The organism is Streptomyces sp. ME02-8801-2C (assembly GCF_033793965.1).
GTDB lineage: Bacteria > Actinomycetota > Actinomycetes > Streptomycetales > Streptomycetaceae > Streptomyces.
This window is the reverse complement of the sequence record NZ_JARAXP010000004.1, coordinates 152,810-173,266: the sequence shown is the minus strand read 5'-3', so window position 1 is coordinate 173,266 and position 20,457 is coordinate 152,810. Positions and strand designations below refer to the sequence as shown.

17 protein-coding genes and 2 tRNA genes are annotated in these 20,457 nt (G+C 68.5%); 7 read left to right on the top strand and 12 right to left on the bottom strand.

Translation table 11 applies throughout. The annotated features are described in order from the left end of the window. Positions 1 to 87: 87 nt before the first annotated feature. The gene (locus tag PV396_RS14090; protein WP_319204376.1) at positions 88 to 1,050 is read left to right on the top strand and encodes a hypothetical protein; all 963 of its coding nucleotides are present in this window, start codon (positions 88 to 90) and stop codon (positions 1,048 to 1,050) included. 98 nt (positions 1,051 to 1,148) lie between these two features. Here PV396_RS14090 and clpX read toward each other — a convergent pair whose 3' ends face one another. The 5 genes from clpX to PV396_RS14065 form a co-directional block, all read right to left on the bottom strand. Next, entirely contained in the window at positions 1,149 to 2,435 is a 1,287-nt protein-coding gene (gene clpX / locus PV396_RS14085; RefSeq protein WP_319204374.1) for an ATP-dependent Clp protease ATP-binding subunit ClpX, read from the bottom strand. 195 nt (positions 2,436 to 2,630) lie between these two features. Further along, positions 2,631 to 3,329, bottom strand: a complete 699-nt coding sequence (locus PV396_RS14080) for an ATP-dependent Clp protease proteolytic subunit (protein WP_319204372.1) — start codon at positions 3,327 to 3,329, stop codon at positions 2,631 to 2,633. A 52-nt stretch (positions 3,330 to 3,381) separates the two neighbouring features. Next, the gene (locus PV396_RS14075) at positions 3,382 to 4,053 is read right to left on the bottom strand and encodes an ATP-dependent Clp protease proteolytic subunit (RefSeq protein ID WP_319204370.1); all 672 of its coding nucleotides are present in this window, start codon (positions 4,051 to 4,053) and stop codon (positions 3,382 to 3,384) included. 454 nt (positions 4,054 to 4,507) lie between these two features. Then, positions 4,508 to 5,902, bottom strand: a complete 1,395-nt coding sequence (tig, locus tag PV396_RS14070; protein WP_319204368.1) for a trigger factor — start codon at positions 5,900 to 5,902, stop codon at positions 4,508 to 4,510. Between the two features lie 198 nt (positions 5,903 to 6,100). Next, a tRNA-Pro gene (locus PV396_RS14065) sits at positions 6,101 to 6,177 on the bottom strand. 176 nt (positions 6,178 to 6,353) lie between these two features. Here PV396_RS14065 and PV396_RS14060 point away from each other — a divergent pair. Beyond that, a tRNA-Gly gene (locus PV396_RS14060) sits at positions 6,354 to 6,424 on the top strand. 111 nt (positions 6,425 to 6,535) lie between these two features. On the opposite strand, the gene PV396_RS14055 is transcribed toward PV396_RS14060, so the two are convergent. From PV396_RS14055 to PV396_RS14045, 3 genes are all read right to left on the bottom strand, one after another. Continuing rightward, on the bottom strand, positions 6,536 to 6,730 hold the full coding sequence (locus PV396_RS14055; RefSeq protein ID WP_006383514.1) for a hypothetical protein: 195 nt from the start codon (positions 6,728 to 6,730) through the stop codon (positions 6,536 to 6,538). 195 nt (positions 6,731 to 6,925) lie between these two features. Beyond that, complete coding sequence (locus PV396_RS14050; protein ID WP_319204366.1) at positions 6,926 to 7,414, bottom strand: HD domain-containing protein; 489 nt, start codon at positions 7,412 to 7,414, stop codon at positions 6,926 to 6,928. A gap of 99 nt (positions 7,415 to 7,513) precedes the next feature. Then, complete coding sequence (locus PV396_RS14045) at positions 7,514 to 8,692, bottom strand: PP2C family protein-serine/threonine phosphatase (RefSeq protein WP_319204364.1); 1,179 nt, start codon at positions 8,690 to 8,692, stop codon at positions 7,514 to 7,516. A gap of 162 nt (positions 8,693 to 8,854) precedes the next feature. Here PV396_RS14045 and PV396_RS14040 point away from each other — a divergent pair, with 162 nt between their 5' ends. Further along, a complete protein-coding gene (locus PV396_RS14040; protein ID WP_319204362.1) occupies positions 8,855 to 10,105 on the top strand; it encodes a GNAT family N-acetyltransferase in 1,251 nt (416 codons plus the stop codon). A 49-nt stretch (positions 10,106 to 10,154) separates the two neighbouring features. On the opposite strand, the gene PV396_RS14035 is transcribed toward PV396_RS14040, so the two are convergent. Together PV396_RS14035 and PV396_RS14030 are read right to left on the bottom strand one after the other, a co-directional pair. Beyond that, positions 10,155 to 10,964 (bottom strand): Fpg/Nei family DNA glycosylase, encoded by an 810-nt coding sequence (locus PV396_RS14035; protein ID WP_319204360.1) that lies wholly within the window; start codon positions 10,962 to 10,964, stop codon positions 10,155 to 10,157. Positions 10,965 to 11,415: 451 nt separating this feature from the next. After that, positions 11,416 to 11,901 carry a ribose-5-phosphate isomerase gene (locus PV396_RS14030; protein ID WP_319204358.1) on the bottom strand — a complete coding sequence of 162 codons (486 nt, stop codon included), beginning with the start codon at positions 11,899 to 11,901 and terminating at the stop codon, positions 11,416 to 11,418. 212 nt (positions 11,902 to 12,113) lie between these two features. Between PV396_RS14030 and PV396_RS14025 the strand changes: the two genes are divergently transcribed. Then, positions 12,114 to 13,595 carry an amino acid permease gene (locus PV396_RS14025; RefSeq protein WP_319204356.1) on the top strand — a complete coding sequence of 494 codons (1,482 nt, stop codon included), beginning with the start codon at positions 12,114 to 12,116 and terminating at the stop codon, positions 13,593 to 13,595. Positions 13,596 to 13,727: 132 nt separating this feature from the next. On the opposite strand, the gene PV396_RS14020 is transcribed toward PV396_RS14025, so the two are convergent. Further along, the gene (locus tag PV396_RS14020; protein ID WP_416071399.1) at positions 13,728 to 15,587 is read right to left on the bottom strand and encodes a protein kinase domain-containing protein; all 1,860 of its coding nucleotides are present in this window, start codon (positions 15,585 to 15,587) and stop codon (positions 13,728 to 13,730) included. A gap of 230 nt (positions 15,588 to 15,817) precedes the next feature. On the opposite strand from PV396_RS14020, the gene PV396_RS14015 reads away from it, so the two are divergent. Next, positions 15,818 to 16,543, top strand: a complete 726-nt coding sequence (locus PV396_RS14015; protein WP_319204351.1) for a hypothetical protein — start codon at positions 15,818 to 15,820, stop codon at positions 16,541 to 16,543. A gap of 156 nt (positions 16,544 to 16,699) precedes the next feature. Here PV396_RS14015 and PV396_RS14010 read toward each other — a convergent pair whose 3' ends face one another. Further along, on the bottom strand, positions 16,700 to 17,275 hold the full coding sequence (locus PV396_RS14010; protein WP_319204349.1) for a biotin transporter BioY: 576 nt from the start codon (positions 17,273 to 17,275) through the stop codon (positions 16,700 to 16,702). 533 nt (positions 17,276 to 17,808) lie between these two features. Between PV396_RS14010 and PV396_RS14005 the strand changes: the two genes are divergently transcribed. Next, positions 17,809 to 19,125 (top strand): ROK family protein, encoded by a 1,317-nt coding sequence (locus PV396_RS14005; protein ID WP_319204347.1) that lies wholly within the window; start codon positions 17,809 to 17,811, stop codon positions 19,123 to 19,125. Positions 19,126 to 19,386: 261 nt separating this feature from the next. Continuing rightward, the gene (locus PV396_RS14000; RefSeq protein WP_319204345.1) at positions 19,387 to 20,454 is read left to right on the top strand and encodes an ABC transporter substrate-binding protein; all 1,068 of its coding nucleotides are present in this window, start codon (positions 19,387 to 19,389) and stop codon (positions 20,452 to 20,454) included. Positions 20,455 to 20,457 lie beyond the last annotated feature (3 nt).

The window sequence follows — 20,457 nt, the reverse complement described above, 5'->3', positions numbered from 1 at the left end:
GTAACGGTGGGGCACCCGGGGCAACTCGGGCCCCTGGCCTGCGCAAAGATGTCAAGAACACATAAGCATCTGGAGGGGAACCCAGAGATGAGCCACAACCAGCCGGGCCCGTACGGCCAACCGCCGCAGCAGCCCGGACCGTACGGCCAGCCCGCCCAGCCCGGCCCGTACGGCCAGCCGGGTCCGTACGGCCAGCCGCCCCAGCCACCGCAGGCGGCTCCCCAGCCCGGCTACGGCTACCCCCAGCAGGCTCCCCCGGCCCAGCCCGGCTATGGCTACCCGCAGCAGCCTCCGCAGGGCGCCCCCAACCCGTACGGCCAGCAGCCCGCCTACGGTCAGCAGCCGCCGTACGGCCAGGCCCCCTACGGGGTCCCGCAGCCGCCGGCGCCGGGTGGGGGCAAGAAGCGGACGGCGATCGTCCTCGGGGCCGTGGCCGTCGTGGCCGCCATCGCCGTGGGGGCGTGGTTCGTGCTGGGCAGCGGTTCGGGCGGCGGTTCCGACATCGCCGACGACGGCGCGCACAAGCTGACGACGCCGGCGACCGTGATCGACGGCACGTACAAGAACAGCGGCGACGCGGCGGACGAGATGACCGACAAGGAGATCAAGGAAACCCAGTCGTGGGGTGTGCAGAACCCCAAGAACGTCAGCGCGGGCTACACCTCGGGGTCGGGACTCACCGCGAAGAAGCTCATGTTCTCCGGTGTGTACGGCACGGTCGAGGACCCGGAGAAGGCCGTCGACGCGATGTTCACCAAGATGAGGACCGAGTCGGAGAAGGACACCTCCTTCAACGGCAAACTGGTCGGCAGCCCGCAGGAGTTCACGCCCTCGGGCTTCGACAACGGCGTCATGAAGTGCCAGCAGATCGAGAGCACCGAAGCCGGCAAGGCGACACGGATGCCGGTGTGCATCTGGGGTGACCACAGCACCCTCAGCTATGTCATCTCGATCGACATCGCCGCCCTCGCCACCGGCGGCGGCAGCTCGCTGGAGGACGCGTCCGCGCTCGCGGCCAAGCTGCGCGCCGATGTGCGCGTCAAGGCCTGACACCGCGCGCACGCCTCGGTCACGTCTCAACAGCGGAGGGGCCCCGGTCTGTTGACCGGGGCCCCTCCGCTGTCCGTCCGTACGGAAACGATCTGCCGTTACGCCGTCTTCTGCTCGCCCGGGCCGCGTCCGCGCGCGTCCCTCGGGATCAGGGTCGGGTTCACGTTCGACAGGACGACGTCCGCCGTGATGACGACCCGGGCCACGTCCTTGCGGGACGGGACCTCGTACATCACCGCCTGGAGGACCTCCTCCATGATGGCGCGCAGACCGCGCGCGCCGGTCTGGCGCAGGATCGCCTGGTCGGCGATGGCCTCCAGCGCCTCGCGCTCGAAGTCCAGCTCCACGCCGTCGAGTTCGAAGAGGCGCTGGTACTGCTTGATGAGGGCGTTGCGCGGCTCCACCAGGATCTGGAGGAGGGCCTCGCGGTCCAGGTTGTGCACGGACGTGATGACCGGGAGGCGGCCGATGAACTCGGGGATCATGCCGAACTTCACCAGGTCCTCGGGCATGACGTCCTCGAAGCGGTCCTTCGCCTCCAGCTCCTTCTTGGAGCGGATCGTGGCGCCGAAACCGATGCCCTTGGCGCCCGCGCGGGACTCGACGAGCTTCTCCAGACCGGCGAAGGCACCGCCCACGATGAACAGCACGTTCGTCGTGTCGATCTGGATGAACTCCTGGTGCGGGTGCTTGCGTCCGCCCTGCGGCGGGACGGAGGCCGTCGTGCCCTCGAGGATCTTCAGCAGGGCCTGCTGGACGCCCTCGCCGGACACGTCACGCGTGATCGACGGGTTTTCACTCTTCCGCGCGACCTTGTCGATCTCGTCGATGTAGATGATTCCGGTTTCGGCCTTCTTGACGTCGTAGTCCGCCGCCTGGATCAGCTTCAACAGGATGTTCTCGACGTCCTCGCCGACATACCCGGCCTCCGTGAGCGCCGTCGCGTCGGCGATGGCGAACGGGACGTTCAGCATGCGCGCCAGGGTCTGCGCGAGGAGGGTCTTGCCGGAGCCCGTGGGGCCCAGCAGCAGGATGTTCGACTTCGCCAACTCGATGGCGTCGTCACGGCCTTGACCGCTGGCGTTCTCACCTGCCTGGACCCGCTTGTAGTGGTTGTACACCGCGACCGACAGGGCCTTCTTGGCCGACTCCTGCCCGACCACGTACCCCTCGAGGAACTCGTAGATCTCGCGAGGCTTGGGGAGTTCCTCCCACCTGACCTCGCTCGTCTCCGCGAGCTCTTCCTCGATGATCTCGTTGCAGAGATCGATGCACTCGTCGCAGATGTACACACCGGGGCCTGCGATGAGCTTCTTGACCTGCTTCTGGCTCTTGCCACAGAACGAGCACTTGAGCAGATCGCCGCCGTCACCGATGCGTGCCACGGTGTGCTTCCCCTTCGCCTGGGAGTCGCCTGGGTCCAGCGACTCCTGGTGCTGCCTTATGTCCGACGGTACCTTGCCGGGCCCCCCGTTCGGGCCCCCCTTGGCGCGGTTGACTTCGACGTGCTCCAAGTCGAACCGTGCCAAGGGGCGGCAGACGATACAGCTTCCGCGTCTACCAGTGCGCCTACCAGTACGTCAGCGGACGCTGGCGTTGTTCATCTTCCGGGTGGAAATGATCTGGTCGATCAGGCCGTACGACAGGGCGTCCTCGGCCGTGAGGATCTTGTCGCGCTCGATGTCCTCGCGGATCTTCTCGATCGGCGTGGTCGAGTGCTTGGCCAGCATGTCCTCCAGCTGGGCGCGCATCCGGAGGATCTCGTTGGCCGCGATCTCCAGGTCGGAGACCTGACCGCGGCCGGTCTCGCTGTACGGCTGGTGGATCAGCACGCGCGCGTTGGGCAGCGCCATGCGCTTGCCCGGCGTACCGGCCGCGAGGAGGATCGCGGCGGCGGAGGCCGCCTGGCCCATGCACACCGTCTGGATGTCCGGCTTCACGAACTGCATCGTGTCGTAAATCGCAGTGAGAGCCGTGAAGGAGCCACCGGGGCTGTTGATGTAGACCGAGATGTCCCGGTCGGGGTCCATCGACTCCAGGCACAGGAGCTGTGCCATGACGTCGTTGGCGGAGGCGTCGTCGATCTGCACGCCGAGGAAGATCACGCGCTCCTCGAAGAGCTTCGCGTACGGGTCGTACTCACGCACGCCCTGCGAGGTGCGCTCGACGAAGCGCGGGATGACGTAGCGGGACTCGGCGATGGGGCCGGTGTACTCCGCCTGGGCGGCCTGGGTGGCCCTCGTGCGGTCGTAGAGGCCGCTGCCGGGGAAGTCGTTCACGGTGTCTCCTGAAAGGGGCTGAGGCGGGGGCTGGCGGGCGTTGGGGGGCTGTCTACGAGCCCGCCCCGGTGCCTCCGCCGCCCGGCATGCCGGCAGCTGTGGCGATGACGTCGTCGATGAGGCCGTATGTCTTGGCCTCGTGGGCGTCGAACCAGCGGTCGCGGTCCGAGTCACGGGTGATCTGCTCCACCGACTGGCCGGTGTGCTGGGACGTGAGCTCGGCCATGCGCTTCTTGGTGTGCAGCAGCCGCTCGGCGTGGATCTTGATGTCCGAGGCCGAACCGGCGAGGCCGGCGGACGGCTGGTGGATCAGGATCTCGGCGTTCGGCAGTGCGAAGCGCTTGCCCGGGGTGCCCGCGCTGAGCAGGAACTGACCCATCGAGGCGGCGAGGCCCATGGCGATCGTCACCACGTCGTTCTTGATGAACTGCATGGTGTCGTAGATCGCCATGCCGGCCGTGATCGAACCGCCCGGGCTGTTGATGTAGAGGTTGATGTCCTTGTCGGGGTCAGCGGCGGCAAGGAGCAGCAGCTGCGCGGTGATCTTGTTCGCGATGTCGTCGTCGACCTGCTGACCGAGGAAGATGATCCGCTCGTTGAGCAGCCGGTTGTAGACCTGGTCGCCGAGGCCACCGCCGATGGAAGGCTCGCCGGCGGCGGAAGGCATCAGATTCGTCACGTCGTATCCACCTGCTCGTATTACGACGGCGCCGGGCCGTCTCACGTGTTCTACCGGGGCGTGGGGCCGTCCGGCGGTTTCGGGGACTCCCCTGCCCTCGTATTCATGGACCCTAACGCGCGGGTCCCTCCGGGGAATCCCGGGAAGTGAACTGTTCGCTGTGAGCGCATGTGCTCCGCTGGGGTGAGCAGGGGGTTGCGTCGGGGTCGGCCGTGTCCGGGGCGGGGTCGGGGTGAGCGTCGCGGGGCTGCGCCCCGGGCCCCCTGGGGTGCGCTCGCCGCGGGGGCGGTGGTGGGTGGGGCGGTACGGGTGGGTGGGGGCTGGGCGCGCAGTTCCCCGCGCCCCTATAGGGCGTCAGCGGGGCCCGGGGAGGAATCCGGGGCGGGGTCGGGGTGAGCGTCGCGGGGCTGCGCCCCGGGCCCCTGTGGGGCGCGAACAGGCCCCCGGGGATCGAAGTCCTCGGGGGCCTGTTCGGGTGTTCTCAGCTGGGCCGGGGGCTTTAGGCCTCCGGCTTCTCCTCGGGGGTCTCGGCCTCGGCGGCCGGGGTCTCCTCGGAGGTGGACTCCGTGGTCTCGTCCTCTTCCTCGTCGTCGAGGTCGATGATCTCGCCGTTGGTGTCCTTGACCGTCGCGGCCTCCACGACGACCGCGAGGGCCTTGCCGCGAGCGACCTCGCCGACCAGCATCTGGACCTGGTTGCCCTCGACGACCGCCTGCGCGAACTGGTCGGGGGACATGCCGGAGGAGGCCGCGCGCCGCATGAGGTGCTCGGTGAGCTCCTCCTGGTTGACGTTCAGCTTCTCCTTGTTGACCAGCTCGTCGAGGACGAACTGCGTCTTGATGCCCTTGACCGCGGCTTCCTTGGTCTCGGTGTCGAACTCCTCGGCCGTCTTGCCCTGGATCTCGAGGTACTTCTCGAGGTCGAGGCCCATCTGGCCGAGCTGGTGGTGCTCCAGGTTGTGCTTACGGGTGTTGATCTCGTCCTCGAGGAGCTTCTCGGGGACGGGCACCTCGACGAGCTCCAGCAGCTTCTCCAGGACGCGCTCCTGGGCCTGCGTGGCCTGGTCGTACTGCTTCATGTTCTCGAGGCGCTTGCGGCTGTCCTCGCGCAGAGCCTCCAGGGTGTCGAACTCGGAGGCGAGCTGGGCGAACTCGTCGTCCAGGGCCGGGAGTTCACGGGCGGCGACCTGGGTGACCTTGACGGTGACCTCGGCCTCCTTGCCGGCCGCCGAGCCGCCCTTGAGCTCGGAGGTGAAGGTGGCCTCGCCACCGGCCTCCACGCCCTTCACGGCGTCGTCGACGCCGTCCAGCAGCTCACCGGAGCCGATGGTGTAGGAGACGCCGGTCGCGACGCCGTCCTCCAGCACCTCGCCGTCGACCTTGGCCTCCAGGTCCAGCGTCACGACGTCGCCGTCCTCGGCGGCACGCTCGACCGGGGAGGTGGAGGCGAAGCGCTCACGGAGCTGCTCGACCGACTTGTCGATGTCCTCCTCGGTGACCTCGATCGCGTCGACCTCGACCTCGATGCCGGAGTAGTCCGGGATCTCGATGGTCGGGCGGACGTCGACCTCGGCGGTGAAGTTCAGCGTCTCGCCGTCCTTCAGCTCCGTGATGTCGACCTCGGGCTGGCCCAGGACGTTGAGCTCGGCCTCGTTGACCGCGTCGGTGTAGAACTTCGGGAGCGCGTCGTTGACCGCCTCCTCCAGGACCGCACCGCGGCCGAACCGCTGGTCGATGACGCGCGCCGGGATCTTGCCCTTCCGGAAGCCCTTCACCGTGACCTGCTGGTTGATCTTCTTGTACGCCGCGTCGAGGCTGTCCTTGAGCTCCTCGAAGGGCACCTCGATGCTGAGCCGAACCCGGGTCGGGTTCAGGGTCTCCACGGCGCTCTTCACGGTTCGGTCTCCTTGGGGGCTGACTTCTCTGGGTTCTGCTGAGGGTTCTGCCGATTGCCCTCTGCCGGACACGGCCCAGCCTCAGCGGATTCGCGGCCCTTGAGGGACGTAACAACGCAGACACACGGGCGCGCAGCTTGCATAGTAGCCGCAGGCGGTACTCGCCCCAAAAGGTGATCTCGCCGGTGGTCCGGCAGGTGGTCGGGGTGGCGGGATTTGAACCCACGGCCTTCCGCTCCCAAAGCGGACGCGCTACCAAGCTGCGCCACACCCCGTCTGGTGCGACACGTAGGGTACATGGCCGCAGGCCGTGGGGTTACCGCATTTCAGGACTGGGAGTGGAGGCCGGCGTGAAGTCCGGCCGCGTCCCGGAAAGGGAGTGTGCGTCGAGGGCCCTCGAACCGCTACGATGCCTTCTGTGCCGCGGTCACCTGACCTGCGGCGCGCGTCTGCGGGCGTAGCTCAATGGTAGAGCCCTAGTCTTCCAAACTAGCTACGCGGGTTCGATTCCCGTCGCCCGCTCTTCACCGCCTCCGGCCCGGTTCTCTGAACCGGGCCGGCCGCGTTTCCCGCGGATGTCGCTGCTCGCCGACACTCCCGACGCCATGGTTGTCGATCGGTTCACGACGGCGGTCAGAACTGGATCTCGTTGATCGTGTCGGCTATCGAGTTCAGGAATCTCTGGATGTCGTCCGCCATGCCGGTCGAGGCCAGGAAGAAGCCGAAGAGTATGGCGACGACCGCCGGGCCCGCCTTGATCGTGCCTCCGCGGATCAGCACCACCAGGATGATTCCCAACATCAGCACCACTGACAACGAAATGGCCACACTGATCACACCCTACGGTCGGTCCGCTACCGGCCCAGGGATGCGTTCCCTCGCACCCCCGCCAGATCCATCGTGCCACCAACGAGGCCCGCATATGCGGCCGGTGACGCATCATCGGCCTCACCTGGACGATTTTTCCGCACAGACAAACCCAGGACACGGGAATATGTCTTTTAGTAGTAACTAGGCTGATATTTACGCTTCTTGCAGGCCCAGAAGTGCGCGCATTCTGGCGTACTTGTCGGTCAGGCGGGCGCGGGTCGTGGCATCCAGTGCCGCCAGGCGGGCCGGGTCCGCGTTGTGCGCCAGGTCCGCCTGCTTGACCAGGAGCGCGCCCGGGGTCTCGAGAATGCGCCGGGCGTACGCCTCTTGGGTCTCCCCCGCGCGCTTGGTGACGGCCAGCACGATGTCCTTCGTACGGGGTGACAGAGCTGCCTCCGCCAGCCAGCGTGCGGACAGCGCGTCGTCCTCCACGGCGTCGTGCAGCCAGGCCGCGGCGATCTGTTCGGCGTCGCCGCCACGCGCGCGTACGCCCTCCGCGACGGCCTGGAGGTGTTCCACGTAGGGGCGGCCGGCCTTGTCCGTCTGGGTCGCGTGGGCTGCGCGGGCCGTGGCTTCCACTTCGGTCAGGGTCAGGGTCAGGGGCTGGGTCTGGGTCTGGGGTGTTGGTGGGGGTTTCGTCATCCGGCCAGTGTGGGCGCGGGGGGCTTCGGCGGGTTGCCAGAGTCGTTTGGCAAGGTAATTATTGACTCTTACTTGACGTTATCTTGACCTGGCAAGTCGTCAGATTGTTGCCTGGGCGGTGGGGCCCTCTCGGCAGATCAGGAGGAGGGCTCTGTCGTCGTTCACGTCTCTGGCCACCGCTTCGATGAGGTGCCAGGCCGCGCCGTGGAAGCCGCCGGCCACATAGCGGTCGGCTTCGCCGGTCAGGCGGTCGATGCCTTCGACGATGTCCCGCTCGGACGTTTCGACCAGGCCGTCCGTGAACAGCATCAGGACGTCTCCGGAGCGCAGTGATCCCTTCACGGGGTCAAACTGGGCTCCGTCGTACACGCCCAACAGCGGTCCCTCCGCTGCCTTTTCCTCCCAGCGGCCCGTGCCCGCGCTGAGCTGGAGGCCCGGTGGGTGGCCGGCCGAGAAGAGTTCGTAGTCGCCGGAGTCGAGGTCCAGGACGAGGTGGATCGAGGTGGCGAAGCCCTCGTCCCAGTCCTGGCGGAGGAGGTAGCCGTTCGCCGCCGGGAGGAAGGCGTGGGGCGGCAGCGAGCCCAGCAGTCCTCCGAAGGCGCCGGAGAGCAGCAGGGCTCGGGAGCCCGCGTCCATGCCCTTGCCCGACACGTCCGTGAGGACGACCTCCATCGTGCGGCCGCCGTTCGTACGGGCGGCCACCACGAAGTCGCCCGAGAACGACTGGCCGCCCGCCGGACGCAGCGCCATCTCCCGGTGCCAGCCCTGCGGCAGCTGCGGCAACTTGCTCTGGACGCGGATGCGTTCGCGCAGGTCGAACAGCATCGTGCCGCCGCGTCGCCAGGGGACGCCGACCCGACTGCGGAACTGGGCGATGAGGAGCCCGAAGAAACCGCAGGCCGCCACCACCAGGACCACTCCCGGCGTGACCCGGCTCGGGCCCTCCGTGTACGGGCCCAGCTTCACCGACTCCACGATCAGTGCGGTGGCCGCCCCCGCGTACAGGCCCAGCAGGCTGGACGGGCGCAGCAGGAGGCCGCCGGCGACGATCGGGAGGACCAGCAGGGCCGGGGAGCACCACACCGAGTTGGTGAGGGTCATGGCCATGATGATCGGGATGGTGAGGAGCAGACCCGCGAGCGCGATCCAGTCCGAACCGTCGCCCCGGAAGTAGTCCACGGCGGATCTGCGCACGCCGGTGCGGACCCGGTGGACCTGCTTCTTCAACCGGGCCGTGAACGTCTCGGCCTCCGCGCGCCGCTCTCGTCCTTCTGCCATTAGTTCGGGACCCTATCCATCGGACCAGCTGCTTGGCACGGGAGGTCCCACTTGTCCCCCGTCCGAGCTTCAACTTCACAGTGAAACCCACCGGGGCCCGATCCGAGGCCCCGAGGGGAAAATTCCCTCGCTCGCCCCGCATTGCCCTGGTAGTCATGGTCCATGACTACCTCCAGGACCCCCGGCTCGACCGACCTGCGGGTGCTCCGGCCCGACGACTGGGATCAGTGGTACGACAACCTGCTCCGTGCCTTCGGCGGAATGCCGGAGTCCGCCGAGGAACGGGAGTTGTGGAAATCACTCACCGAGTACGACCGTTTCGTGGGCGCCTGGGACGGTGACACGTGCGTGGGCAGTGCGGGTGCCTTCACTTTCCGGGTAACCGTACCGGGTGGGGCCTCCGTTCCGGCAGCGGGCGTGACGGGGGTCGGCGTGGCCGGCACGCATCGCAGGCGCGGGGTGCTCACGTCCATGATGCGGCGGCAGTTGGACGACGTACGGAGCTGGGGCGAGCCGTTGGCCGTGCTGACGGCGTCGGAGCCCGCCATCTACGGGCGGTTCGGGTACGGGCTCGCCACCCACTCGTTGAGCTTCGAGATCGACACGACGCGGGTACGGCTGGACGTCCCGGCCGGGACCGGTGACGTACGGCTGCGGTATGCCGTACCGGCCGAAGTCCTCGAGGTCTGTGAGGCGGTGTACGCGCGGCGGGTGCCGGAGCGGCCCGGGATGCTGGCGCGGATGCCCGGCTGGGCGCCGGCCATGGTGCTCGACCCGGAGGGCGAGCGGGGCGGGGCGTCGCCGTTGCAGTGCGTTGTCGCCGAACGGGGCACGGAGGTCGTGGGGTTCGCCCGGTTCCGGGTCAAACCCGACTGGGATGTCACCGGGTCCAACAGCGCGGTCGTCGTCGAGGACGTGGAGGCGTTCGACGCCGCCGTGCAGGGGGCGTTGTGGCGGTTCCTGTTCGACATCGACCTGACGTCGAAGATCGTCGGGCGGGGGCGGCCGGTCGACGAGCCCTGGCATCACCTGGTGTCCGACATCCGGCGGTGCGCTCTGCGCAAGCGGGACGCGCTGTACGTACGGCTGGTGGAGGTCGGGGCCGCGCTGGAGGCGCGGACGTACCAGGCGCCCGTGGATGTCGTCCTCGATGTCGAGGACGCGTTCTGTCCGTGGAACTCCGGGCGTTGGCGGCTGACCGGCGATGCCAAGGGGGCGGTGTGCCGGCGTACCGAGGACGCGGCTGATCTCGCGCTGTCCGTACGGGAGTTGGGGGCGGCGTATCTGGGCGGCGTGTCGTTGGCCGGGCTGGCGGCTGCCGGGCGGGTGCGGGAGGTTCGGCAGGGGGCGTTGGCCGAGGCGTCGGTGGCGTTCGGGTCGGTTGTGATGCCGTGGCTGTCCCACGGGTTCTGATGGGTCTTTTGTTGCGGGGGGCCGTCGTCGCGGGCGGTTCAGGGGGTTGTCAGTTGTCCTGGCAGGTGGGGCACCAGAAGAGGTTGCGGGCTGCGAGGTCGGCGGTGCGGATCTCGCCGCCGCAGAGGTGGCAGGGCAGGTTGGCCCTGCGGTAGACGTAGACCTCGCCGCCGTGGTCGTCGACGCGCGGCGGGCGGCCCATCGCCTCCGGAGTGTGTTCCGGGCGGACGGTGTCGATGCGGTTGTTGCGCACGCCCTCGCGCATGAGGTCGACCAGGTCGTTCCAGAGCGCGTCCCACTCGATGGGGGTGATGTCTTTGCCCGGGCGGTACGGGTCCATGCCGTGCCGGAAGAGGACCTCGGCCCGGTACACGTTGCCGACGCCCGCGATGACCTTCTGGTCCATGAGGAGGGCGGCGATCGTCGTACGGCTGCGGCTGACGCGGGTGTAGGCGGTGCCGGGGTCGGCGTCCTCGCGGAGGGGGTCGGGGCCCAGGCGGTCGTGTATCGCCTGCTTCTCGGGGGCCGTGATGAGGGCGCAGGTCGTGGGGCCGCGGAGATCCACGTACGAGGTGCTGTTCGCGAGGCGCAGGCGGACCGTGTCCGTGGGGGGTGGGGCGGGGGCGTCGCCGAAGTTGACCTTGCCGAAGAGGCCGAGGTGGATGTGGATCCAGTCGGCTTGCCGGAAGCCGAGGAAGAGGTGTTTGCCGTGGGCGTCGGCGGTGGTGAGGGGGACTCCGTCCAGTAGGGCGGCGGAGTTGGTGAACTTGCCCTGGGGGCTGGTTACCTGGGTGGGTTTGCCTGCGAAGTGGGCGGCGTAGTCGTGGGCCAGGCGGTGGATTGTGTGCCCTTCGGGCAAGGTGCGGGTTCCTTTCGTGTTTTTTGCCCACCCACCCGCCCACCCGTCTCGGTCGGTCGAGAGGTCGGCCTCTACCCGGGGGCTGCGCCCCCGGACCCCCCTTCGGCCTGAACGGCCTCGTCCTCAAACGCCGGACGGGCTGGAAATGCCGACCGGCGTGAAAAGGCCGAGGCCATCTCTGGTTATGGCCGAGGCCAGGGCGCCTGGGGCCGGGCTGGGGAGCCTGGGGGCCGGGCTGGGTAGCTGGGAGCCGGAGGCGGAACCCGGAGCCGGGAGCCGGAGGCGGAGCCGAGAGCCGGAGCCCGGAACCAGGAGCCGGAGCCGGGCCCTGAGCCTAAGCCGGAGCCCGGAACCAGGAGCCGGAGCCGGGCCCTGAGCCTAAGCCCTTGGCCTCGGTCCTGCGGTAGGTGGGGCCGGGTCGGGATTCAGCCGTCTCGGCCGGTCCTCGGCTCTAGGCCTGTGGGTGGTGTGCCGGGATGGGCGGGAGGTCGCCTGTCGTTTCGTACGACGTCAGCATGTCGATGCGGCGGATGTGGCGGGGGTCCTCCGAGAACGGTGTTGCCAGGAAGGTCTCCACGAACTTCGTCGCCTCGTCCTGGGTGTGCATCCGCGCGCCCACCGCTACCACGTTCGCGTTGTTGTGCTGGCGGCCCAGCGCCGCCGTCTCCTCGCTCCAGGCCAGCGCCGCGCGCACGCCCTTCACCTTGTTCGCCGCGATCTGCTCGCCGTTGCCCGAGCCGCCGATCACGATGCCGAGGGCATCCGGGTCGGCCGCCGTGCGCTCTGCGGCGCGGAGGCAGAAGGGCGGGTAGTCGTCGAGGGCGTCGTAGATGTGGGGGCCGCAGTCCACGGGGTCGTGGCCGGCCTCCTTGAGCCACTCGACGAGGTGGTTCTTGAGTTCGAAGCCCGCATGGTCGGAGCCGAGATACACGCGCATGGTCCGAGTGTGACATGCGTGTTTCCGGGCAGCAGCCTCGGGGGCTGATCGCGAAAAGCAGTAGCAACACTCAGAAACCTCAAGCAAACCTCAAGTAACGATCTGGATTCAAAGGTTCAGGAATCCCTATGCCTCCGATTCACTGGACCGACTGTTTACGCCGTCCCCACCGGCGCGCTTACCCCGTTCACCCGGCGCAAAGGAATTCCCCCATGGCCTCGCAGCCGACCACCGGTCTTCAGGCCGGACTGAAGAACCGACATCTCTCGATGATCGCCATCGGCGGTGTCATCGGAGCCGGACTCTTCGTCGGATCCAGCTCCGGTATCCGTACCGCCGGACCCGGCATCCTGCTCTCCTACGCCCTCGTCGGTACGCTCGTCGTGCTGGTGATGCGGATGCTCGGCGAGATGTCCGCCGCCAACCCGACCTCCGGTTCGTTCTCCGCGCACGCCGACCGGGCGCTCGGGCGCTGGGCCGGGTTCTCGATCGGCTGGCTCTACTGGTTCTTCTGGGTCGTCGTACTCGCCGTCGAGGCGACCGCCGGGGCCACCATCCTCGAGGGGTGGGTTCCCGCCGTACCGCAGTGGGCCTGGGCGCTCATCGTGATGGTGGTGCTGACCGCCACCAACCTCGTCTCCGTCGGTTCCTACGGCGAGTTCGAGTTCTGGTTCGCCGGTATCAAGGTCGTGGCCATCAGCGCGTTCGTCATCATCGGTGGGCTCGCCGTGTTCGGTGTGCTGCCCGGTGTCGACAGCGACAAGGCCGGGCTCGGCAATCTGACCGACCACGGCGGCTTCCTGCCCAACGGGCCCGGCGCCATCCTCACCGGCGTACTGCTCGTCGTCTTCTCCTTCATGGGCAGCGAGATCGCCACGCTGGCCGCCGGGGAGTCCGAGGACCCGCAGCGAGCGGTCACCAAGTCCACCAACAGCATCATCTGGCGTGTGGCCGTCTTCTACCTCGGCTCGATCTTCGTCGTCGTCACGCTGCTGCCGTGGAACGACCCCTCGATCAAGGAGGACGGCTCGTACGTCGCCGCCCTCGACTCCCTCGGTATCGCGCACGCCGGTCAGATCATGAACTTCATCGTGCTGACCTCGGTGCTCTCCTGCCTCAACTCCGGGCTCTACACGGCCTCCCGCATGGCCTTCTCCCTCGGCGAGCGCGGTGACGCGCCGAAGGCCTTCGCGCGGACCACGTCCCGTGGCGTACCGCTCGCGGCGATCGTCGCCTCGGTCGTCTTCGGCTTCGTCGCCGTCTTCTTCAACTACAAGTTCCCGGACTCGGTCTTCCTCTTCCTCGTCAACTCCTCCGGCGCCGTCGCCCTGTTCGTCTGGCTGGTCATCTGCTTCTCGCAGCTGCGCATGCGGAAGATCATCGAGCGGGAGTCCCCGGAGAAGCTCGTCGTACGAATGTGGCTGTACCCCTATCTGACCTGGGCGACCGCCGCTCTCATCGTGTTCGTCCTCGGCTACATGCTCACCGACACGGAACACGACGGACGCGAGACCGTTCTGCTCTCGCTGCTGGTCGCGGCCGTGGTGGTCGCCATCTCCGTCGTCCGGCAGAAGACCGGGCGCGGGGTGCCAGTCGGTGATGGTGGTGGAGGCAGTGGTGTGGGTGCTGGTGCCGAGGGCACGGGGGGCGCCGATGACGGCGATGGCGTCGACGATGTCGTCAAGGTCGGCTAGTTCGGCTCGTTCGACCCGCTCGGCTAGTTCGGCTCGTTCGACCCGCTCGGCTAGTTCGGCTCGTTCGACCCGCTCGGCTAGTTCGGCTCGTTCGACCCGCTCGGCTCGTTCGGCTGGTTGAGGAGGAGTCGTTCACAGCACCGTGAACGACTCCTTCGCCCTTTCGTAGGTCCGCACTGCCTCGTCCTCGATCTCCTCGTGGTACCAGGTGCTGATCTGGTACGACTTCCCCTCCACGTCGAAGCCGAGCAGTCTGGCGTGCCAGTGCGTGCCGTCCAGAGTGAAGGTGTACTCCCAGACGACCGCCGGGTGATCCTGGTACGTCGTCTCCGCCAGGGTGATCTTCGTGTAGTCCCGGCCCTGGCGGGCGTTGCGCTCCGACTCCTCCCACGTTTCCAGCAACTCGCCCCTGGCCAGGGAGGACTTGGCGAGCAGTTCCTGCCTGCCGTCGGGGGACGTGTAGTGCACCTCGGCACCCGTCTTCACGTCCCGGCGCCAGCCTCCGGGAGTCGCCCACGCGTATCCGCCCGCCTCCTCGTGCGCGCCCGGCGGCAGGCTGCGCGGGCGCGAGGTGCCCTCGACAGTGGGTTCGGGTGTGAATTCGGGGGTGGGTTCAGGGGTGGGTTCTGATGTGAGTGGGGTGGCGGGCTGTGGGGGCGCGGGCTCGTACGACGCCCAGGTTTCTGGCGGCGATCCCGGAGTCGCCGTGTCCCTGCCTCCGGGGGAGCCCGCCGTCGCCACCAGGATTGTTCCGATCACCGCTCCTGCCGTGATTACACCGGCGGCCACCATGCCCAGCCTGCGGCGGGCGTGGCGCGAGCCCTGGCCTTCGTGGGGTTCGTGCGGGGTCGCGGGGCCCGGCAGTTCGCCGGGCGGCCTTTCCGGTGGTGGTGTTACCGGTGGTGTTGTTCGCGTGGCCGTCGGCAGGTCGGCCGCCTGCTGCAGGTCCGGGCGCGACGCCCGGTGCCGCAGCTCTTCTCGGATCAGTGAGATCCCGGCGCTCCGGGCGGGGATCGCCGAGCCGGCCTCGGACCGTACTTCGGAGGGGACTTCTGTGGAGGCGTTGGAGGCCTCCTGGGGGTGTTCCCGTGCCTGTCGCGCTGCCCTGACGAGTGACGCGTCCAGGTAGGCGGGGGTGGGGGTGTCCTCGTGCGGTTGTACGGTGGGCGGGGGCTCCGGAGGCTCCCCCTCCCTCTCCCCCGGCTCCTCCTGCGGCTCCTGCTCCTGCACCTGCCCCGGCTCCGGAAACGCCACCGGCCTCAGTGTCCGTTCCACGTCCTCCAGTGCGGGCCTGGCCGACGGTTCCTTCTCCAGGAGTGCGGCCAGGATGTCGCGCAACGGGCCTGCCTCAGCGGGGAGTTCGGGATCCTCGTACAGGACCGCGAGCAGTGTCGCCAGGGTCGTTTCGCGGGAGAACGGGGAGCCGCCGCCCAGGGCCGCGCAGAGGGTCGCGCCGAGTGACCACACGTCGGACGGTGGGCCCTGGTGTCGGCCGGACACCCGTTCCGGGGCCATGTAGTCGGGGGAGCCGACGAGCATTCCGACCATCGTGAGCGCCTTCGCGTCCTGGATGGCCGCGATGCCGAAGTCGGTGAGGACCACCCGTCCGTCGCGTTGCTCCACCAGGACGTTGCCCGGTTTGATGTCACGGTGCAGGACGCCTCCGGCGTGCACCTGGCGCAGTGCGGATACCAGGCCGAGGCCCAGGCGGGCCGCGCCGGCCGGGGTCAACGGGCCGTCCTGGGCCAGGAGTTGCTCGAGGGAGCGGCCGTCGACCAACTCCATGACGATCCACAGGCGTTCACCCTCGTCCACCACGTCGTACACGCGCACGACGTTGGGGTGGTCGATCCGGGCCGTTGCCCTGGCCTCGCGGAGTGTGCGTTCGCGGCGGGTTCGGGTGTCCTCCGCGTCGAGTCCGTCGATGCGCATTTCCTTGACGGCCACCGGTCGGTCGAGCATTTCGTCGACGGCCCGCCACACCCGTCCCATTCCCCCCTGGCCGATACTTTCGACCAGCCGATATCGACCTGTCACCACCAGATCGGGAGCACCGCCGCCCATATTCCCCCGCAATCCCCTGCACCCCCTCAACGCGCGCCCCACCAGAACCACAATGGTCACACTTCATGCCGTATCAGCATAGTGGCGGGAAATCTTGTGGTACCTCTTCATGGACCGCGAATTCAGGCGCGGTCCAGGGGGATCCAAGGGGGACGAACATGAGTTCTGGTCGCACGACGGTCATCGCGGGATCGCTGCTCACGGCATCTTTCTCGGCCGTGATGATCCTTTCCTTCACCGCCAGCGCGGATGACCAGGGGCCCGGAAGCAGCAAGGGGGGAAAGGCCGTTGACGCGGCGCCGGCAGGCGTCAAGTTGACCACACAGTTGCCCGAGAGCATCTCGGTCGACAACAGTTCGAAAGAAACGGAACTCACCGCCACAGTAAAGAACGAGGGGAGCAAGGAGAGCGGCGCCGTCCGGCTTTTGGTCGTCGGATTCGACGGTATGACGGTCAAGAACGTTCAGGGCTGCTCGGAGATTGCAGAAAAAGATCTGCCGCCGGGTTCGAACAGCGGTTTCAGTTGCGCCGTCGGTAATCTCGCCGCCGGTAAGTCGAAGTCGTACGACGTCGAAGCGACGTTCGACCTGGGCAAGACCGGCAAGATCTGTCTGCCCGTCCAGACCGCCGACGGCGCGAAGACGTTCTGGCAGCAGGGCCCGGTCCCGTTCGGGACGAACAACCCGTCGCCGAACGCCCCGGCCACCCCGCTGCTGCTCGGCACCGACAACAAGCCGGTGGCCCCCGGCGGCGACAAGCTGCCGAGGACCGGTCCGGCGCGCGACCTGCTCCCGCTCGGCGCGGCCGGCGCCGCGCTGCTGTCCGCCGGAGCGGCGGGCATGTGGTGGTCACAGCGGCGGCCCCGCCAGCAGTCACAGGCCTGAGCGACCGATCGAATGGGTGGATGAGTGGCTGACGGCTGACGGCTGACGGCTGACGGCTGACGGCTGACGGCTGACGGCTCAGTCAGGGCCGTACGCAGAAGATCCGGGATGCCTTGTGTGGCATCCCGGATCTCGTCAACGTCCGTGGGGGGGGACTCAGCGGTTGAGGAACTTCCAGGCCGTCGGCAGCATGCCCATCGCGAGGGCCGCCTTCAGTGCGTCGCCGAGCAGGAACGGTGTCAGACCGGCGGCGATCGCCGCGCTCGCGCTCATGTCGGCGGCCAGGGCGAGGTACGGGACGCCGATCGCGTAGATGATCGCCTCGCCCAGCACCATCGTGCCCGCCATGCGCGGTACGGAGCGGTCGGCGCCGCGTCGGGCCAGCGCGCCCACGACGGCGGACGCGAGCACCATGCCGAGGATGTAACCGAAGGACACCGACGTGCCCGAGCCGCCCTGCGCGAACCACGGCACGCCCGCCAGACCGGCCAGGGCGTAGACGACGAGGGCGGCGAGGCCGCGGCCGGCGCCCAGCGCGGTGCCGACGAGGAGCGCGGCGAAGGTCTGTCCGGTCACCGGCACCGGCGAGCCGGGCACGGGGACGGCGATCTGGGCGGCGATCCCGACGAGCCCGGCACCGCCGAGCACGAGCGCGGTGTCCCGGACGCGGGAGGCGGGGAGCAGATCGGCGAGGACCTGACCGGGGCGGGCGGTGGCGACGGCGGTTGCCATGGGTACTCCGCGGGGATGTGGGCGGCAAGGACATCGCGACGCTATCCCAGCGTCCTCGGGCCGATCACCGTCAGCGATCGACAAAGGGGGCGCGGGCGGCTTGGTGGGCTCCGTACAAACGGTGGTGGTTACACCCGGTACGGCGTGACACCGGTCACTGAGGTGAGGTGGTTTCGGCTACGGGGGTAGCGGAGGCGGGCTCTGTAGGGTTCCGCCAATTCGGCCGGACGTCCGGCCCGGGTCAGGTTGCGCTTCGACCCAGGTCCGGCCCCGGTCCGGACACGTGCCGTCTCGCCCGTCGGTCGTCGTCTGTGCAGGGTCGGCGCGCTTTGCTAGCTTCGAGCGCATGGTCGCCCAGTCCCGGTACTTCTCGTCGCGTCGCCATGTCGACCTGCGACGCGTGGGCACGGCCACCTGTCGCCGCCCCGGGTGAGGCGGCTCCGGCGCGCCTCGCTCCACAGGACTCCCTGAGCGGGCATTCGCAGCTCCCCGAGTCCTTCTGAGACGGCGCAGTGTCGGACCCGTTCCCGAGGATGATCGCCATGCCCCGTGCCACGGCACCCACCCTTACCTCCCTCTCTTCTCCCCACTCCTCCCCTGTCTCCTCCTCTATCTCCTCTCCCATCTCCTCTCCCATCTCCTCTCGCACTTCATCTCTCTCCGCCTCCCCCTCGCCCTCCCCTTCGCGCGTGCCTCGTGCCGCCGATTCCGATCGGCGCAGGACGAGTGCGAGTGTCGTCCTGCGGTCCGTGCTCGCGCACGGGCCCGTGGCGCGCAGCACCATCGCCCGGTTGACCGGGCTGTCGCCGGCGTCGGTGACGGACTACTGCGCCCGGTTCGCCGAACTCGGCCTGATCCGCGAGGAGTCCGTGCCCCGGCGCTCCAACGGCGTGGGGCGCCCGCACGTCCCCGTCGATCTGGACGTCTCACGGTTCGTGGTCGCCGGGGTGCATGTGGCCGTGCCGTACACGACGGTGGCGCTGCTCGATCTGCGCGGCCGGGTGGTGGTCGAGCGGGAGCTGAAGCACGAGCGCACCGACCCGGATTGGGTGTTGGAGCGGGCCGCGGCGGGGCTGCGGGCGCTGCTGGACGGCGTACCCGGCTGCCGGGCCCTCGGTGTCGGGGTGGCCGTGGGTGGCTGGGTGGACCGGGAGTCCGGGACCGTCGTGGAGCATCCGCTGCTGGGCTGGCGGGACGTGGCGGTCCGGGAGATCCTCGAGGCTCGCACCGGGCTGACGGCCCATGTGGACGGGCACGCGCGGGCGTTGGTCAACGCGGAGCGGCTGTTCGGGGCGGCGCGGGACGGGGGGAGCGTGCTGCATCTCTTCGTCGGCAACGTGGTCGACGCGGCGTTCGCGACCAACGACAAGGTGCACCACGGGCCGCGCTCCCAGGCGGGCGCCATCGGCCATCTTCCGGTGCCGGGCGGGACGGAGCTGTGCGACTGCGGGCGTACGGCGTGCCTGCAGGCCGAGTTGAGCGAGCGGACGCTGTGCCGGCGGGCGCGGGAGGCGGGCGTCATCGCGGGCACGAACCCCATGCGGGTGGTCGCGGCGGCGGCCGGGGGCGACCCCGACGCTGTGGGGCTGTTGGTGCGGCGGGCGGGTGCCGTGGGGCGGGCGATGCGGCTGCTGCTCGATGTGCTGAATCCGGAGACGGTGGTCGTGACCGAGGTCGGGGTCATTCACCGCGAGGACTGCCTGGCCGCGTTGCGCGAGGAGGTCGGGGTGGAACGCGCGTCCTCCGTCGTGCCGACGAGTTTCCCGGATTCGGTGCTCGCGGTGGCGGGTGGTTCGGTGGCACTCGACGTGCTGTACCGGGATCCGCTGGCCGCGGGCCGCCTCACCTGAGGTTACTTAATTCAGAAACTCCGAATGTTGACAGGGACCACGCATGACCTGGAACATCGTTCTCATGAGCCCTTTCGTGAGCTGTCGCACCCTCTGTTGCTGACACGTCGCCACTGTTGCTGACACGTTGCCACGTGTGAAGCGCTCATTTCTTCCGAGCTTTCCGCTCGCCCTTCCTTCTGCGTGAATTCCCTTTCCCGGGCCTCCTCGTGCCCCGAATTCCGCATGCGCTCCAGCCTTCCCAACTCACGGAGTCCTCCCATGCCTTCCTCTCCCGTGCCCGGTGTCGACCGACGGCTCTTCCTCACCTCCCTGCTCGGCGCCGCGGCCGGTGTCGCCGGGTTGAGCGGCTGCGCCGACAGCAGCGCCGCCGCAGACACCAAGGGTGCCTCGACCGCTCCGCTCGCCGACAGGATTCCGGCCGGTACGAGCCTGAAGATCAACTCGTATTCGGGCACCCAGGAACTCCAGTTCAAGCTGGCCAAGTTGGGGGATCTGCCGTTCAAGGTGTCGAGTTGGGAGAACATCTCCGCCGGCCCCGATGTCATCAACGCCTTCCGGGCCGGCTCTCTCGATCTCGCCAACAACGCGGGTATTCCGCCGATCCAGGCGCACTTCCAGGGATTCGACGCGAAAATCGTCGCGATCAACGTCACCCGCAAGCCGAACTATCTCTTCGCCACCAAGCCCGGCAGCGATATCCGGTCGGTCGCGGATTTCAAGGGCAAGAAGCTCGCCTTCTCCCAGGGACAGGCGCAGGGCGTCGTACTTCTGCGGGCGTTGGAGAAGGCCGGGCTCGCGTACGACGACGTGAAGCTCGTCCCGCTCACCAGCAACCAGTTCTTCACCGCCCTTCAGTCGGGCCAGGTGGACATCGCGCCGCTGGCCATCGCCCAGGCGCCCGCGTACTTCCAGCAGTACGGCGGCAAGGGTGCCCGCAGCATCGACACGGACGTGGTCGACCTGCTCAGCCTGCTGTGGGCGCCGGTCTCCGTGCTGAACGACCCCGCGAAGGCCGCCGCGATCGCCGCGTACATCCCGTACTGGGCGAAGGGCCTGGTGTGGTCGTACGAGAACCCCGGCATCTGGAACGAGGAGTTCTACGTGAAGACGCAGAATCTGACCCTGCCCCAGGCACAGGGGATCTCCAGGCTCGCCAACAAGATGCTGTTCCCGGCGAGTTGGGCCGAGGCGATCAAGTGGGAGCAGGAGACCGCCGATCTGCTCGCGGAGGGCGGCTTCGTGAAGAAGTTCGACGTGAGCTCGCTCTTCGACCACCGCTTCGAGGGCATCGCGGCGAAGTCCGTGGCCGCGGAGTACCGGCGGTGACCG